Below are 15493 nucleotides of genomic sequence, written 5' to 3'. Positions count from 1 at the left end.
ACTGACAGGGAGATGTCCACATGACCCAACTGTACCTGGCCTCCGGCTCGCCGCGTCGGCGCGAGCTGCTGGCCCAGATCGGCGTGCCGTTCACTCGGGTCCACGCCCCCATCGATGAAACGCCGTTGCCCGCCGAAGCGCCACAGGCCTATGTCGAGCGTCTGGCACGGGCCAAGGCCGCAGCCGGTTTCGCCACGCTGTCGGCGCCCGGCGTGGTGCTCGGGGCCGACACTGCCGTGGTGCTCGACGGCGTGATCCTCGGCAAGCCGGACGATCGCGAGCATGCGCTGGCCATGCTCGGCGATCTGTCCGGACGTGAGCACCAGGTGCTCACCGCCGTGGCGCTCACCGACGGCCAACGCTCGCTGAGCCTGTGCGTGGCCACTCAGGTGCGTTTTCGCGCCATCTCCTTCGACGAAGCCTGGCGCTACTGGGCCAGCGGCGAGCCTGTGGACAAGGCCGGTGGTTACGCCATCCAAGGCCTTGGCGCGGTATTCGTCAGCGCCATCGCCGGCAGCTACTCGGCCGTGGTCGGCCTGCCCCTGAGCGAAACCGCCGAGCTGCTCGAGCAGTTCGCCATTCCCTGCTGGCAGCATGAGGAAACCGCTTAACGCTGGCCAGACGTGCGCCCGCCATCCATGATTACCGAAGACCTTTGACGAGAGCTGCCATGAGCGAAGAGATCCTGATCAACATCACCCCGATGGAATCACGCGTGGCAGTGGTGGAAAACGGCGTGTTGCAGGAAGTGCATGTCGAGCGCACCCAGCGCCGCGGTATCGTCGGCAACATCTACAAGGGCAAGGTGGTGCGGGTGTTGCCGGGTATGCAGGCGGCTTTCGTCGACATCGGTCTGGAACGCGCAGCCTTCATCCATGCTTCGGAAATCTCCCAACGCGAAGGCTCGGCGGTCGAGACCATCACCGCCTTGGTGCACGAGGGCCAGGCCCTGGTGGTGCAGGTGACCAAGGATCCGATCGGCACCAAGGGCGCGCGCCTGACCACCCAGTTGTCGATTCCCTCGCGTTACCTGGTGTACATGCCGCGCAGCAGCCATGTCGGCATCTCGCTGAAGATCGAAGACGAAGCCGAGCGTGACCGCCTCAAACAGGTGGTCAGCGACTCCATGACCCAGGAAAACCTCAAGGACGCCGGCGGTTTCATCCTGCGCACCGCCGCGGAAGGTGCGCGGGCCGAGGATATCCTGCAGGACATCCGCTATCTGCGCCGCCTCTGGGAGCAGATCGCCAGCCAGATCCAGACCTGCGGCGCGCCCACCGTCATCTACGAAGACCTGGGCCTGGCACTGCGCACCTTGCGAGACCTGGTCCACCCGAAGATCGAGAAGATCCGTATCGATTCCCGGGAAACCTTCCAGAAAACCACGCAGTTCGTCGGCGAGCTGATGCCCGAGATCGCCGACCGCCTCGAGCACTATCCGGGCGAGCGGCCAATTTTCGACCTCTACGGTGTCGAAGACGAGATCCAGCGCGCGCTGGAGCGCAAGGTGCCGCTGAAGTCCGGTGGTTATCTGGTGGTCGACCCGGCCGAGGCCATGACCACCATCGACGTCAACACAGGCGCCTTCGTCGGCCATCGCAACCTCGAAGAGACGATTTTCAAGACCAATCTGGAAGCGGCCACGGCCATTGCCCGACAACTGCGCCTGCGCAATATCGGCGGCATCATCATCATCGACTTCATCGACATGGAAGATGAGGAGCACCGCCGCCAGGTGCTGCGCACGCTGGAGAAGCAACTCGAGCGCGATCACGCCAAGACCAACATCATCGGCATCACCGAGCTGGGCCTGGTGCAGATGACCCGCAAGCGCACCCGCGAGAGCCTCGAGCAGGTGCTCTGCGAGCCCTGCCAGGCGTGCCAGGGGCGCGGCAAGCTGAAAACCCCGGAAACCATTTGCTACGAGATCTTTCGCGAGATTCTGCGCGAGGCCCGCGCCTACCAGGCCGAGGGCTATCGGGTGCTGGCCAATCAGAAGGTGGTCGATCGGCTGCTGGATGAGGAGTCGGGTAACGTCGCCGAACTGGAAGCGTTCATCGGGCGAACCATTCGCTTCCAGGTCGAGTCCATGTATTCCCAGGAACAATATGATGTGGTGCTGCTCTGACTCGCGCTGAATACCTCCGTGCTGTGGCGAAATCTGCGGGTGCGGCCATAGTTGATGGACGACTCGGAGGGCCTTGGCCATGGGACGTCTGAACCGCGTCCTGGGCGCGATGACCCGGTGGGGCCTTGGCCTCTGCGCACTGCTGGTCGTGTTACTCGCGCTGTATGTGAGTCTCGGCCGACAATTGACGCCGCTGGTGGCCGAATACCGTAACGAGCTGCAGGACAAGGCCCAGCAGGCGCTGGGCATGCCCGTGCATATCGGCGTCCTGGAGGGACGCTGGAGCGGCCTGGCACCGGTGCTGAGGGTCAGCGATCTGCAATTGGGTGAGGGGGCGTCGGCGCTGCGCCTGGACGAGGTCAAGCTGGTACCCGACTTGTGGGCCAGCCTCAAGGCCCGCGAAGTGCGTCTGGCGCACATTCAGCTTGGCGGCCTGCAAGTGATCCTGCGCGAGAATCCACAGGGCGAGTGGCGCTTGGAAGGGCTGCCGAAAAAGGATGACGAGCCGTTCGATGCCGCCCAGGTGCTGCAGCGCCTGCGTCAATTGGGGCGGGTCGATGTGTTCGACAGTCAGGTTACCCTCCAGCCGTTTGGACGCGACCCTCTCACCCTGACCTATGTCAGCCTCGGTCTGCAGGCCAGTCCCGCGCGGCAGTCCCTGGAACTGCAGGCAACCTTACCGGACGGCCAGCCTCTGGCGCTCAACCTGCGCAGTCGCGCCAAACCCGAGGCCTGGCGCGAAGGCGACTACCAAGCCTATCTGAGCCTGCCGCACAGCGACTGGGCGCGCTGGCTGCCGCCCAGTGTGCTGGGCCAATGGCGGGCCAAGACCCTGCGTGCAGGCGGCGAGTTCTGGGTCGACTGGCGCGAAGGGCGCTTGCAGCGCGGCGTCGTTCGGCTCAACGCACCGACATTGCGAGGTGCCTACGCGGACCGCAAGATGATCACCCTGGACAATCTGGCCCTGTCGGCCTGGGTTCGCCAAGGGCGAGAAGGGTACGAGGCGGTGGTCGATTCGCTGGCGGCGAACATCGGCGACGCTCGCTGGGAAAGCCACCTGCAGGCGCAGCAAGCACCCGCTACGGATGACTCAGGCGACACTTGGCACGTTCAGGCCGACCGCCTCGACCTGACGCCGATCACCCCGTTGATCGACGCACTGGCGCCACTGCCCGACAAACTGATGACCGTAGTCGATGCGCTGAAGGTTACCGGTGCCCTGCGCAACGTGCGACTCGACATCCGCCCCCAGGCCGAAGGCGACCAACGCCTGGCGTTCGCCGCCAACCTCGACAACGTCGGCTTCGACGCCTACCACGGCGCCCCGGCGGCCGGCAATGTCAGCGGCAGCATCAGCGGCGATCTGGGCCAGGGCGAGCTGCGCCTGGACAGCGATGCCTTCATGCTTCACCTCTACCCGATCTTCGCCAAGCCCTGGCACTACCAGAAAGCCAATGCTCGCCTGACCTGGGCGCTGGACGACGACGGTTTCACCCTGATCGCGCCCTACATCAAAGTGCTCGGCGATGAAGGCAAGATCGCCGCCGACTTCCTCATTCGCTTCCGTTTCCACGAGCAACAGGCCGACTACATGGACCTGCGCGTCGGTCTGACCGACGGCGACGGGCGCTACACGGCCAAGTACCTGCCGCAGGTGCTCAGCCCGGCGCTGGACCAGTGGTTGCGCAGCGCCATCGTCAAGGGCGCGGTCGACGAGGGTTATTTCCAGTACCAGGGTTCGTTGAACCACGATGCGCCGGATCATTCGCGCAGCATCAGCCTGTTCTTCGACGTCCACGACGCCACCCTCGATTTCCAGCCTGGCTGGCCGCAGGTGCGGCAGGTGGACGGCAAGGTGCGCATTCAGGACAGCGGCGTGCATATTCAGGCCAACCAGGGGCTGTTGCTCGATACCAAGGTCAGCGATGTGCGCGTCGATATTCCTCACGTCGAGGGCGACCAGCACAGCCACCTGTATCTGGACGGCAAGTTCGACGGCAGCCTGGGCGACGGTCTGAAGATCCTCAAGCAGGCGCCCATCGGCACTGGCGAGATCTTCGCCGGCTGGGAGGGCGAAGGTCCGCTGCGGGGCAAGGTCAAGCTGGACATTCCCTTGGAGCACGGCATGCAGCCAAAGGTGAACGTCGATTTCGCCACCCATGATGCGCGACTGAAAGTGGAGCCGCCTGCGCTTGAGTTGAGCCGCCTCAAGGGCGACTTCAACTTCGATCTGGACAAGGGTTTGAGCGGTAAGGACATCAGCCTGCAGGCCTTCGGTAAACCGGTCTCGGCGCAGATTTTCGCCGAAGGGCAGGGCGGCCAGATCCAGACCCGTATCCAGGCCAGCGGTCAGGTGGCACTCAAGGCGTTGACCGAGTGGCTGCAGTTCAAGCAGCCATTGCCGGCTTCGGGCGATCTGCCCTACCAACTGCAACTCAGCCTTGGCAGTCGTGACAACCGTCTGGACATCAACTCGTCGCTCAAGGGGCTGATCATCGACTTGCCGCCGCCGTTCGGCAAGGCCATGACCACGGTGCGCGACAGCAGCTTCGGCATGACCCTGCAAGGCGCCGAGCGGCGCTTCGATGCGCGGTATGCCGACCTGGCGCAGTTGGCCTATGCCGCCACTTTGGACAAGCCCGATCAGGGCCGCGGCGAATTGGTGCTCGGCGGTGGTTCGGCCAACGTACCCGGTGCTCAAGGCCTGCGAGTGCGGGGCCGGCTGGAGACGCTGGACCTGGAGCCCTGGCAGCAGCAGATGAGCAAGTATGCTGGGCAGGACCCTGGCGGCAGCGCGCGCCAGACCTTGCAGAGCGTCGACTTGAGCATCGGCCGGCTGAGCGCTTTCGGCACCGAACTCAATCAGGCCGTGGTGCGCCTGGCGCGGGTGGCCAGCGCCTGGGACCTGCGGCTGGACAGCCGCGAAGTGATGGGCAACGCCCGCCTGCCCGACGCCAAGGCAGCGCCGATGGTGGTTACACTGCAGACCCTGCGTCTGCCCCCGGCCGATCCGCAGCAGGAAGCGGCCGACGATGCGCCGGACCCGCTGGCCTCCTTCGATCCACGCAAGGCGCCCATGCTCGACCTGAGCATCGACAAGCTCTACCGCGGCGACGATCTGTTCGGCAGCGCGGCGGTCAAGCTACGCCCAACGGCACGCGGCGTTTCGGTGAATGACATCAACCTCGATCTGAAGGGCCTGCGTGTCGATGGCAGCGCTGGCTGGGAGGGCACGCCCGACAGCAGCGCCAGCTGGTACAAAGGCCGCGTGCAGGGCGCGAATCTCGGTGATGTGCTCAAGGCCTGGGGCTTTGCGCCGACCGTCACCAGCCGCAGCTTCCGCATGGACGTCGACGGTCGCTGGCCAGGCTCGCCAGCCTGGGTCAGTCTCAAGCGCTTCTCGGGAAGCCTCGATGCTGCACTGCGCACCGGGCAGTTCGTCGAGGTCGAGGGCGGTGCCCAAGCCCTTCGCGTATTCGGCCTGTTGAATTTCAACTCGATCGGTCGCCGTCTGCGCCTGGACTTCACCGATCTGTTCGGTCAGGGCCTGGCCTATGATCGGGTCAAGGGCTTGCTGGTGGCCAGCGAAGGCGTCTATGTGACCCGCAAGCCGATCGCGGTGACCGGACCTTCGAGCAATTTCGAACTCGACGGTACGCTCGATCTGGTCCGTGACCGCATCGACGCCAATCTGCAGGTGACCCTGCCGGTTACCAACAACCTGCCACTGGCCGCGTTGATCGTCGGTGCTCCGGCGGTGGGTGGGGCATTGTTCCTGGTCGATCGTCTGATCGGCGACCGCGTTGCGCGCTTCGCCAGCGTGCATTATCGGGTTCAAGGTCCGGTCAAAGAGCCTAAGATCACATTTGTGAAACCCTTCGACAAATAGCTTCGGGAGCGGTCATGAAGTCAGCGGTGATCCAGATGGTCAGTCAGGATGATGTCCTGGCCAACCTGCAGCGGGCGCACGCGCTGCTGGAGCAGGCTGCCGCCGACGGCGCTCGCTTGGCTGTGTTGCCGGAAAACTTCGCGGCCATGGGGCGGCACGATGCCGCCGCCATCGGCCGTGCCGAGGCCCTGGGCCAGGGGCCGATACTGCCCTGGTTGAAACGTGCCGCCCGCGACCTCAAGTTATGGGTAGTGGCGGGCACGTTGCCGCTGCCGCCGGTCGCTTCGCCCGAGGCCAAGGCCCACGCCTGTTCGTTGCTGGTCGACGAGCAGGGTGAAATCGTTGCCCGCTACGACAAGCTGCATCTGTTCGATGTGGATGTGGCTGACAATCGCGGACGCTACCGGGAGTCAGACGACTATGCGCCGGGTGCGCGCGTGGTGGTGGCCGATACCCCGGTCGGCAAACTGGGCCTGTCGGTGTGTTACGACCTGCGCTTTCCCGAGCTCTACAGCGCCCTGCGCGAGGCAGGAGCGGAGCTGATCAGCGCACCTGCGGCGTTTACCGCCGTGACCGGTGCGGCGCACTGGGAAGTGCTGATCCGTGCACGGGCCATCGAAACCCAGTGCTACGTGCTGGCAGCCGCCCAGGGCGGGACTCATCCCGGAGGGCGTCAGACCCATGGTCAAGCGGCGATCGTCGACCCCTGGGGGCGGATCGTGGCCGAACAGGCGCGCGGCGAAGGTGTGCTGCTCGCTGCGCGCGATATCGACGAACAAGCGTCCATTCGGGCGCGCATGCCGGTGACTTCGCACCGGCGCTTTTTCTCGCAGGACGCCTTGCGGCCTGCGTTCACCGTGGAGTGACTATGAGCCAGATGTTATCGACCGTCAGCGATCAGCTCCTGGCACCGGGCGGACTGACCCTCGACAGCCTGCAAGCTGTGTTGGGTGAGTTGGCCGGGCCCGGCATCGACGCGGCCGACCTGTATTTCCAGGGACAGATCTCGGAAACCTGGGCGCTGGAAGACGGCATCGTCAAGGAAGGCAGTTTCAACCTCGACCAAGGCGTAGGTGTGCGTGCGCTGTCCGGCGAGAAGACAGGCTTCGCCTATAGCAATGCGATCAACCTTGAAGCGCTGACCTCGGCCGCCCGTGCCGCCCGGTCGATCTCGCGCGCCGGGCAGAACGGCAAGGTTCAGGCGTTCCGCAGCCAGGACGTGGCCGCGTTGTATGCACCGGACAACCCACTTGATGTGCTGAGCCGCGCCGACAAAGTCGAGTTGCTCAAGCGCGTCGATGCCGCCACCCGTGCCCTCGATCCGCGTATCCAGCAGGTCAGCGTCAGCATGGCGGGCGTCTGGGAGCGTATTTTGGTGGCGGCGGCCGATGGCAGTCTGGCGGCGGATGTGCGGCCCTTGGTGCGCTTCAACGTCAGCGTCATCGTCGAGCACAACGGTCGCCGCGAGCGCGGTGGTCACGGCGGGGGCGGGCGCACCGACTACCGCTACTTCACCGAGGCGCGCGTGATGGACTATGCGCGCGAGGCGTTGCGTCAGGCGCTGGTCAATCTCGATGCCCGACCGGCGCCGGCTGGCTCACTGCCGGTGGTGCTCGGTCCGGGCTGGTCAGGTGTGCTGCTGCACGAGGCGGTTGGCCATGGTCTTGAGGGCGACTTCAACCGCAAGGGCAGTTCGGCCTACAGCGGTCGCATCGGCGAAGCCGTGGCGTCGAAGTTGTGCACCATCGTCGACGATGGCACGCTCAAGGATCGTCGCGGCTCGCTGAGCGTCGACGACGAAGGCACGCCCACCGAGTGCACCACGCTGATCGAGAACGGCATCCTCAAAGGCTACATGCAGGACAAGCTCAACGCTCGCCTCATGGGTATGGCGGTGACCGGCAACGGCCGACGTGAATCCTATGCGCACCTGCCCATGCCGCGCATGACCAATACCTACATGCGCGCTGGCCAGAGCGATCCGCAGGAGATCATCGCCTCGGTCAAGAAGGGCATCTACTGCGCCAACCTGGGTGGCGGACAGGTGGACATCACCAGTGGCAAGTTCGTGTTTTCCACCAGCGAGGCCTACCTGATCGAAGACGGCAAGATCACCGCACCGGTCAAGGGCGCGACGCTGATCGGCAATGGTCCGGAGGCGATGAGCCGGGTGTCGATGGTCGGCAACGACCTGGCGCTGGACAGTGGCGTGGGCACCTGCGGCAAGGACGGGCAGTCGGTGCCGGTGGGCGTAGGCCAACCGACCCTCAAGCTCGATGCGATTACCGTAGGTGGGACCGGGGCTTGACGTATTCTGGGCGCGGTGCAGGCGCGGCGCCGTGTCGCGACCTGGGCGATGCGCTGCCGGCCGGCATCGGTTTCGCCCGCGTTCGCGGGGCCAGCCCGCTCCTGCGCGTGCGCTTAGCGCAGGCCGCGTTGCAGTTCGTCGAGGTCGCGAATGTACTTGAAGACCTTGCGCGCTGCGGCCGGCGGCTTGTTCCGTGCTTTTTCGTGCTGAGCATGGCGAATCAGCGAGCGCAGGTGCTGGCGATCGGTTTCGGGGAATTCGCTGACGAAGCGCTCAAGGTCTTCGTCGTTGCCGTCGATCAGCCGGTCGCGCCAGCGTTCCAGGCCATGGAAGCGTTCGTTGTACTGGCGTGTGGAGCTGTCGATCTGTTCCAGCAGCGCCTGGATGGCGTCCACATCCTGCACGCGCATCAGCTTGCCGACGAACGACATGTGGCGTTTGCGAGCGCCATGGGCGGTGTGCCGGGAGGCTTCCTCCAGGGCCTTGCGCAGCTCGTCGGTGAGCGGCAGGCGCGCGAGGGTGTCCGGCTTGAGCGTGGTGAGGCGCTCGCCGAGTTCGACCAGTGCATGCAGCTCGCGCTTGATCTGGGTCTTGCTTTTTTCGCCGTCGAAGGCGTCGTCGTATGAATCAACCATGGTGGCAGTCCGCAGGAAATCGCCGCCATGATAACCAGTCGGGGGCCGCTTTGTCCGGCCCGGTCGCACAACGACCCTCGCCGAACGCAGAATTTGAGTGGAGAACACCATGAGTGCAGTCCAGAGCATAGGCCCCAAGGACCTGCCGGCGTTGCAGGAGCAGGTCGAAGCGATCGTCGCCGAAGCACGACGCCAGGGCGCCAGCGCCTGCGAGGTGGCGGTTTCGCTGGAGCAGGGTCTGTCGACCAGTGTGCGCCAGCGCGAAGTGGAAACGGTCGAATTCAACCGCGACCAGGGCTTCGGCATTACCCTCTATGTCGGTCAGCGCAAGGGCTCGGCGAGTACCTCGGCCAGCGGCGCCGAGGCCATCCGCGAGACCGTGGCCGCTGCCCTGGCGATCGCCAAGCACACGTCCGAAGACGAGTGCTCGGGCCTTGCCGATGCGGCCTTGATGGCACGTGAGCTACCTGATCTGGACCTCTACCACGATTGGAATATCGAGCCGGAACGGGCCATCGAGATGGCCCTGGAGTGCGAGGCGGCGGCCTTCGATGCCGACCCGCGTATCCTCAACGCCGATGGCACCACCCTCAATACCCACCAGGGTGTGCGCGTGTACGGCAATAGCCATGGCTTCGTAGGTGGTTACGCCTCGACCCGGCACAGCCTGAGTTGCGTGATGATCGCCGAGGGCGAAGGGCAGATGCAGCGTGATTACTGGTACGACGTCAGCCGCCAAGGCCCACTGCTCGACGATCCACGAAACATTGGTCGGCGTGCGGCACAGCGGGCCGCCAGCCGACTGGGCGCGCGTCCGGTGCCTACCTGCGAAGTGCCCGTGCTGTTCGCCGCAGAGCTGGCCGGTGGACTGTTCGGCAGCTTTCTTTCGGCTATCTCCGGCGGCAGTTTGTATCGGAAGTCGTCCTTCCTCGAGGGCACGCTCGGTCAGCAATTGTTCCCCGCCTGGCTGACGCTGGACGAGCGCCCGCATATTCCACGGGCGCTGGGCAGCGCCGCGTTCGATGGCGACGGACTGGCGACCTATGCCAAACCGTTCGTCGATAAAGGTGAGCTGGTGTCGTACATCCTCGGCACCTACTCCGGTCGCAAGCTGAAACTGCCGAGCACCGCCAATGCCGGGGGCGTGCACAACCTGTTCGTGACCCATGGTTCGGAAGACCAGGCTGCGTTGATCCGACGCATGGGCCGTGGTCTGCTGGTGACCGAACTGATGGGGCACGGGCTGAACATGGTCACCGGCGACTATTCCCGCGGCGCGGCGGGTTACTGGGTGGAGAACGGCGAAATCCAGTTCCCTGTGCAGGAGGTGACCATCGCCGGAAACATGAAGGACATGTTCCAGCAAATTGTTGCCATCGGTAGCGATCTTGAGACCAGAAGCAACATTCACACTGGTTCCGTGCTGATCGAGCGCATGACCGTCGCGGGCAGTTGACTGTCTGAAGTGAAGCGATGATGTACAAAACCCGGACGAAGCGCCGGGTTTTTTATGTCCGCTTTCGAGCTTGAAGTGATTCTATTTATCAATTAATAATGAATATCATTACACGGCAACTCCGGCGATGATGTTCATGAAAACCGTTCTCCACGAACTGCCCTACCTGGAAAACTGGCGCTGGCTGAGCCGGCGTATTCGTTGCGCGCTCGATCCCGACGAGCCGCGTCTGGTCGAACACTACCTCGCCGAGGGGCGCTACCTGGTGTGCTGCACCGACACCTCGGCCTGGACCGTGGCCCTGACTTCCCTGCGCCTTCTGCTCGATACCGCTTGCGACCGCATGCTGCCGTGGCACTGGCGCTGCCACTGCCTGGACCAGGCGTGGCGTCCGTTGCTCGACCTGCGCAATCTCGATCGCCGCGACGGCAACCAGCGTTGGCAGCCCTATGCCCTGCAGTTGGCCAATTGTGTGCTGCTGCCTTCGATTTCTCCCGATGAACTGATGCAAGGATTCGATGATGAGTGATACCCGTATCGAGCGTGACAGCATGGGCGAGTTGCAGGTCCCGACCCAGGCCCTGTATGGCGCGCAGACCCAGCGTGCGGTCGATAACTTTCCGGTCAGCGGCCAGCGCATGCCGCTGCAGTTCATCCGCGCCTTGCTGCTGGCCAAGGCGGCGGCTGCGAAGGCCAACATCGAACTGGGCCAATTGAGCGCGCAGCAGGGCGGGGCGATCGTCCGCGCGGTGGAGCAACTGTTGGGTGAAGACTTCATCCAGCACTTCCCGGTCGACGTTTTCCAGACCGGGTCCGGCACCAGTTCCAACATGAATGCCAACGAGGTGATCGCTACGCTCGCCAGTCGCGTGCTGGGCGATCAGGTCAATGCAAACGACCATGTCAACTGCGGGCAGAGCAGCAATGACATCATCCCCACCACGATCCATGTCAGTGCGGCCTTGGCCCTGCATGAGCAACTGCTGCCGGCGTTGACGCATCTGGTGCAAGTGATCGAGAAAAAATCGCTGGAGGTGCATCGCTTCGTCAAGACGGGCCGCACTCACCTGATGGACGCCATGCCGGTGCGCATGAGTCAGGTGCTCGACGGCTGGGCCGCGCAGATCAAGGGCGCACAGGCGCACCTGCACGCCAGCCTGCCCGCGCTGCAAGCGCTGGCTCAGGGCGGCACCGCCGTCGGCACCGGAATCAACGCCCATCCACAGTTCGCAGCCGGTTTTGCCCGTGAATTGAGCGCGTTGACCGGCATCCCGTTCACGCCAGGCGAAAACCTGTTCGCGCTGATCGGCTCTCAGGACACGGCCGTTGCGCTGTCCGGGCAGCTCAAGACCACCGCCGTGGCGCTGATGAAGATCGCCAACGATCTGCGCTGGATGAACTCTGGCCCTCTGGCCGGGCTTGGCGAGATCGAACTGGAAGGCCTGCAACCGGGCTCCTCGATCATGCCCGGTAAGGTCAATCCGGTGATTCCCGAGGCCACCGCCATGGTCGCCGCGCAGGTGATAGGCAATGACGCCACCATCGCCATCGCGGGTCAGTCGGGCAACTTCGAGCTCAACGTGATGCTGCCGGTGATCGCCCGCAACTTGCTCGAGAGCATCGAACTGATGGCCAACGTCAGTCGATTGCTGGCGGACAAAGCCATCGCCAGCTTCAAGGTCAACGAGCCCAAGCTCAAGGAGGCCCTGTCGCGCAACCCGATCCTGGTCACCGCCTTGAACCCGATCATCGGCTATCTGAAGGCGGCCGACATCGCCAAGACTGCCTACAAGCAGGGACGACCGATCGTCGATGTGGCCCTGGAGTACACCGATCTGTCACGCGATCAACTGGAGGCCTTGCTGGATCCGGAGAAGCTCACTGCGGGCGGTATCTGACTCGCGTTCTTCATCAGGAGACACGTCATGCAACACTGGAAACGCACCACGGACATCGCCAATCGGCTGTTCGCACAGGGCGAGCTGATAGACGCCCGAGAGCACTACCTGCAAGCGCTGGCCCTGGCGCAGGTGCTGTTCGAGCGCTGGCATGACGTCGATCAGGCGGTGGCGGCATTCGTCATCGCTCATCACAACCTGGCCGACCTGCACGTACGTCTGAATCAACCCCATGAAAGCGCCGACTACCTGTGTGCGGCGCATCAGCGCTTGCTCCAGGCCAGTCAGGAGCAGCGTCTGCCCGCAGCGCTGCGAGAGGCCGCGCTGCGGCACAGTGGGCGCACTTACACCGAGCTGCTGAATTTCATCGGCGAATACGGCCAATACCCCCGCACCGAGCGCCTGCTCCACCGCCAAGCTGCCGAAGCGAGCGAGCTGACGGCTCGACCAGACACCTTCTCCCGTCCATCTGCCTACGGAATCCACTGATATGCCCCACACCTTGCCTGCCTTGCCCTACGCCTACGATGCCCTGGAGCCGCACATCGACGCCCAGACCATGGAGGTCCACCACAGCAAGCACCACCAGACCTACATCAACAATCTCAATGTTGCTCTTGAAGGCACCGAGTGGGCCGACTGGCCGGTGGAGCGTTTGGTCGGGGCGGCCAAGCAACTGCCCGAGAAGCTGCAAGGCGCGGTGATCAACCAGGGCGGGGGGCATGCCAACCACAGCCTGTTCTGGACCGTGATGTCGCCGCAGGGCGGCGGTCAGCCATCAGGGCAGGTGGCGCAGGCCATCGAGCGCGAACTGGGTGGTTTCGATGCCTTCAAGGAGGCGTTCACCAAGGCCGCGTTGACGCGCTTCGGCAGTGGCTGGGCCTGGCTCAGCGTCACGCCGGACAAGCGTCTGGTGGTGGAAAGCAGCGGCAATCAGGACAGCCCGCTGATGCACGGCAATACGCCAATCCTGGGGCTGGATGTGTGGGAGCATGCCTATTACCTGAAGTACCAGAACCGTCGACCGGAGTACATTGGCGCCTTCTATAACGTCATCGACTGGGCGGACGTGGAACGTCGTTATCTCGAAGCCCTCAAGTGAGTCGATCCGCGATGCGCACTGACGTGATGTCTGTCGGGAGTGTGCGCCTGTTCCGCATGGCGCTTGGGACCTTGCTGCTCTTGGCCGGCACTGCGCTGCTGGTGGCACGAGGCATCGCCTGGTTGGAACTGGAACCACGGATGTTGCGTGCGCTACAGGGCGGTGCCTTGTGCGCCTTGGGCACGGCATTGGGCGCGGTGCCGGTCCTGGTGATCCGCAAGATGCCGGTGGCCATCGCTGATACGTTGCTGGGTTTCGGTGCCGGGGTGATGCTGGCTGCGACGGCGTTTTCGCTGATCATGCCTGGCCTGGAAGCCGCGCGGGCCATCGGTTTCGATCCCTGGGGCGCCGGGGCGCTGGTCAGTGCCGGCTTGCTTGCCGGGGCCCTGTGCCTGTTCCTGATCGACCTGCGGATCGCTCGGGTTTCGCCCGAGTCCCTGGCAGGGCAGGGGCACCAGCCAGTGATCGCGGCGCGGGTCTGGTTGTTCGTGGCCGCCATCGTCGCCCACAACATTCCTGAAGGCATGGCGATTGGCGTCTCCGCTGGCGGAGGCATGCCCGATGCCGACAGCCTGGCGATGGGCATCGCTTTGCAGGATGTGCCGGAGGGACTGGTCATTGCGCTGGTCTTGGCGGGGGCTGGCATGCACCGGTTCAAGGCATTCTTGATCGGTGCGGCGTCAGGGCTGGTGGAGCCGGTGGCGGCGCTGATCTGCGCCTGGCTAGTCAATGTCGCACAGTTGCTGCTGCCGCTTGGGCTGGCCTGTGCGGCAGGGGCGATGTTACTGGTCGTGACTCAGGAAATCATTCCGGAGTCGCGCAGCAATGGTCATCACCGATTGGCCAGCCTGGGCCTGTGTATCGGCTTCTGCCTGATGATGGTGATGGATACGGCGATGTCCTGAGCCTGGTTTGCGCCAGGCTTGGGTTCATTCGCCCTCGTCGAAATAGTTGTTGATCAGCGCCACCAAGGCTTGCAGGGCTTCTTCGTCCTGCTCCCCCTCGGTATGCAGGTGCACCGGGGTGCCCTTGCCGGCTGCCAGCATCATCACTGCCATGATGCTTTTTCCGTCCACCAGTTTGTCTGGGGCACGCCCGACACGTACCTGACAGGGAAATTTCCCGGCCACGCCGACGAACTTGGCCGCCGCGCGTGCATGCAGGCCCAGCTTGTTGATGATGGTGATTTCGCGGGCCGGCATTATCGGGTGGATCCTGTGTTAGAGGTCGCGATGGCGAACCTGGACGTTTTTCAGGGTGTGCTGTAGCAATTGCCCCAGCCGCTCGGTGATATACACCGAACGATGATGTCCGCCTGTGCAGCCGATGGCGATGGTCACGTAGGCGCGGTTGCTGGCCGCAAAACGCGGTAGCCATTTGAGCAGGTAGCTGGAGATGTCTTGGTACATCTCCTCGACGTCTGGCTGGGCCGCCAGGTAATCGATGACCGGCTGCTCGAGCCCTGAATGCTCACGCAACTCGGGCTTCCAATACGGATTGGGCAGGCAGCGTACGTCGAACACCAGGTCCGCGTCCACTGGCATGCCACGTTTGAAACCGAAGGATTCGACGAGGAATGCGGTGCCGGGTTCGGGCTGGTTGAGTAGGCGAAGCTTGATCGAATCACGCAGTTGATAAAGGTTCAGACTGGTAGTGTCGATCTTGAGGTCGGCGAGGTCGGCGATCGGCCCGAGCAGTTCGGTCTCGACGCGAATCGCTTCGGCGAGTGAACGGTTGGCGTTGGTCAGGGGGTGGCGCCGGCGGGTCTCCGAGAAGCGCTTGAGCAGCGTATCTTCGTCGGCATCGAGGTAGACCACGTCGCACTGGATGTGTCGCGCGCGGGCATCCTCGAGTAACTCGGGGAAACGGGACAGATGGCTGGGCAGGTTTCGCGCGTCGATAGAGACGGCGACTTTGGGCTGCGACAGCTCGGTGTTGATCAGTGCGCTTTCGGCCAGTTGTGGCAGCAACCCGGCGGGCAGGTTGTCGATGCAGTAGTAACCGTTGTCTTCCAACACATCGAGCGCGGTGCTCTTGCCGGAGCCGGATCGGCCGCTGACGATGATCAGGCGCATGT

14 protein-coding genes are annotated in these 15493 nt (G+C 64.0%); 11 read left to right on the top strand and 3 right to left on the bottom strand.

The window, feature by feature from the left end:
- Nucleotides 1-20 precede the first annotated feature (20 nt).
- The 5 genes from ACK2SD_RS19955 to tldD all read left to right on the top strand — a co-directional run bounded on the left by ACK2SD_RS19955 (nucleotide 21) and on the right by tldD (nucleotide 8325).
- A complete protein-coding gene (locus ACK2SD_RS19955) occupies nucleotides 21-611 on the top strand; it encodes a Maf family protein (protein WP_342649622.1) in 591 nt (196 codons plus the stop codon).
- Between the two features lie 59 nt (nucleotides 612-670).
- Nucleotides 671-2128, top strand: a complete 1458-nt coding sequence (gene rng, locus ACK2SD_RS19950) for a ribonuclease G (RefSeq protein WP_039575586.1) — start codon at nucleotides 671-673, stop codon at nucleotides 2126-2128.
- Nucleotides 2129-2207: 79 nt separating this feature from the next.
- A complete protein-coding gene (locus ACK2SD_RS19945; protein ID WP_412460663.1) occupies nucleotides 2208-6017 on the top strand; it encodes a YhdP family protein in 3810 nt (1269 codons plus the stop codon).
- A 14-nt stretch (nucleotides 6018-6031) separates the two neighbouring features.
- Nucleotides 6032-6883, top strand: a complete 852-nt coding sequence (locus ACK2SD_RS19940; protein WP_304483812.1) for a carbon-nitrogen hydrolase family protein — start codon at nucleotides 6032-6034, stop codon at nucleotides 6881-6883.
- A 2-nt stretch (nucleotides 6884-6885) separates the two neighbouring features.
- Nucleotides 6886-8325: a metalloprotease TldD gene (gene tldD / locus ACK2SD_RS19935; RefSeq protein WP_029613611.1), complete on the top strand. Its 1440-nt coding sequence runs from the start codon at nucleotides 6886-6888 to the stop codon at nucleotides 8323-8325.
- 113 nt (nucleotides 8326-8438) lie between these two features.
- Here tldD and yjgA read toward each other — a convergent pair whose 3' ends face one another.
- Nucleotides 8439-8960, bottom strand: coding sequence for a ribosome biogenesis factor YjgA (gene yjgA / locus ACK2SD_RS19930; RefSeq protein ID WP_037027981.1), 522 nt, complete (start codon nucleotides 8958-8960; stop codon nucleotides 8439-8441).
- Nucleotides 8961-9069: 109 nt separating this feature from the next.
- Between yjgA and pmbA the strand changes: the two genes are divergently transcribed.
- The 6 genes from pmbA to ACK2SD_RS19900 all read left to right on the top strand — a co-directional run bounded on the left by pmbA (nucleotide 9070) and on the right by ACK2SD_RS19900 (nucleotide 14321).
- On the top strand, nucleotides 9070-10416 hold the full coding sequence (pmbA, locus tag ACK2SD_RS19925; protein WP_412460662.1) for a metalloprotease PmbA: 1347 nt from the start codon (nucleotides 9070-9072) through the stop codon (nucleotides 10414-10416).
- Nucleotides 10417-10543: 127 nt separating this feature from the next.
- On the top strand, nucleotides 10544-10945 hold the full coding sequence (locus tag ACK2SD_RS19920; RefSeq protein ID WP_295484359.1) for a FagA protein: 402 nt from the start codon (nucleotides 10544-10546) through the stop codon (nucleotides 10943-10945).
- Entirely contained in the window at nucleotides 10938-12314 is a 1377-nt protein-coding gene (locus ACK2SD_RS19915; protein ID WP_412460661.1) for a class II fumarate hydratase, read from the top strand. Before ACK2SD_RS19920 ends, ACK2SD_RS19915 begins: the two co-directional genes overlap by 8 nt.
- A gap of 27 nt (nucleotides 12315-12341) precedes the next feature.
- Nucleotides 12342-12803 (top strand): hypothetical protein, encoded by a 462-nt coding sequence (locus ACK2SD_RS19910; RefSeq protein WP_029613607.1) that lies wholly within the window; start codon nucleotides 12342-12344, stop codon nucleotides 12801-12803.
- Between the two features lies 1 nt (nucleotide 12804).
- The gene (locus ACK2SD_RS19905; protein ID WP_412460660.1) at nucleotides 12805-13416 is read left to right on the top strand and encodes a superoxide dismutase; all 612 of its coding nucleotides are present in this window, start codon (nucleotides 12805-12807) and stop codon (nucleotides 13414-13416) included.
- An 11-nt stretch (nucleotides 13417-13427) separates the two neighbouring features.
- Nucleotides 13428-14321 carry a ZIP family metal transporter gene (locus ACK2SD_RS19900; protein ID WP_295484349.1) on the top strand — a complete coding sequence of 298 codons (894 nt, stop codon included), beginning with the start codon at nucleotides 13428-13430 and terminating at the stop codon, nucleotides 14319-14321.
- A 24-nt stretch (nucleotides 14322-14345) separates the two neighbouring features.
- Here the strand turns inward: ACK2SD_RS19900 and ACK2SD_RS19895 are convergent, their stop codons facing one another.
- A complete protein-coding gene (locus ACK2SD_RS19895) occupies nucleotides 14346-14618 on the bottom strand; it encodes an HPr family phosphocarrier protein (RefSeq protein ID WP_029613605.1) in 273 nt (90 codons plus the stop codon).
- 18 nt (nucleotides 14619-14636) lie between these two features.
- Nucleotides 14637-15491, bottom strand: coding sequence for an RNase adapter RapZ (rapZ, locus tag ACK2SD_RS19890; protein WP_412460659.1), 855 nt, complete (start codon nucleotides 15489-15491; stop codon nucleotides 14637-14639).
- Nucleotides 15492-15493 lie beyond the last annotated feature (2 nt).

The organism is Pseudomonas sp. SC11, from assembly GCF_047039205.1.
Lineage (GTDB): Bacteria > Pseudomonadota > Gammaproteobacteria > Pseudomonadales > Pseudomonadaceae > Aquipseudomonas > Aquipseudomonas boreofloridensis.
Note: the sequence above shows the minus strand (reverse complement) of the source record. Positions and strands in the feature narration are given on the sequence as shown.

Bases quoted from the DNA above. Each gene is read 5' to 3' on its own strand.
- ACK2SD_RS19955 (WP_342649622.1), top strand. From the start codon at position 21: ATGACCCAACTGTACCTGGCCTCCGGCTCGCCGCGTCGGCGCGAGCTG.
- rng (WP_039575586.1), top strand. From the start codon at position 671: ATGAGCGAAGAGATCCTGATCAACATCACCCCGATGGAATCACGCGTG.
- ACK2SD_RS19945 (WP_412460663.1), top strand. From the start codon at position 2,208: ATGGGACGTCTGAACCGCGTCCTGGGCGCGATGACCCGGTGGGGCCTT.
- ACK2SD_RS19940 (WP_304483812.1), top strand. From the start codon at position 6,032: ATGAAGTCAGCGGTGATCCAGATGGTCAGTCAGGATGATGTCCTGGCC.
- tldD (WP_029613611.1), top strand. From the start codon at position 6,886: ATGAGCCAGATGTTATCGACCGTCAGCGATCAGCTCCTGGCACCGGGC.
- yjgA (WP_037027981.1), bottom strand. From the start codon at position 8,960: ATGGTTGATTCATACGACGACGCCTTCGACGGCGAAAAAAGCAAGACC.
- pmbA (WP_412460662.1), top strand. From the start codon at position 9,070: ATGAGTGCAGTCCAGAGCATAGGCCCCAAGGACCTGCCGGCGTTGCAG.
- ACK2SD_RS19920 (WP_295484359.1), top strand. From the start codon at position 10,544: ATGATGTTCATGAAAACCGTTCTCCACGAACTGCCCTACCTGGAAAAC.
- ACK2SD_RS19915 (WP_412460661.1), top strand. From the start codon at position 10,938: ATGAGTGATACCCGTATCGAGCGTGACAGCATGGGCGAGTTGCAGGTC.
- ACK2SD_RS19910 (WP_029613607.1), top strand. From the start codon at position 12,342: ATGCAACACTGGAAACGCACCACGGACATCGCCAATCGGCTGTTCGCA.
- ACK2SD_RS19905 (WP_412460660.1), top strand. From the start codon at position 12,805: ATGCCCCACACCTTGCCTGCCTTGCCCTACGCCTACGATGCCCTGGAG.
- ACK2SD_RS19900 (WP_295484349.1), top strand. From the start codon at position 13,428: ATGCGCACTGACGTGATGTCTGTCGGGAGTGTGCGCCTGTTCCGCATG.
- ACK2SD_RS19895 (WP_029613605.1), bottom strand. From the start codon at position 14,618: ATGCCGGCCCGCGAAATCACCATCATCAACAAGCTGGGCCTGCATGCA.
- rapZ (WP_412460659.1), bottom strand. From the start codon at position 15,491: ATGCGCCTGATCATCGTCAGCGGCCGATCCGGCTCCGGCAAGAGCACC.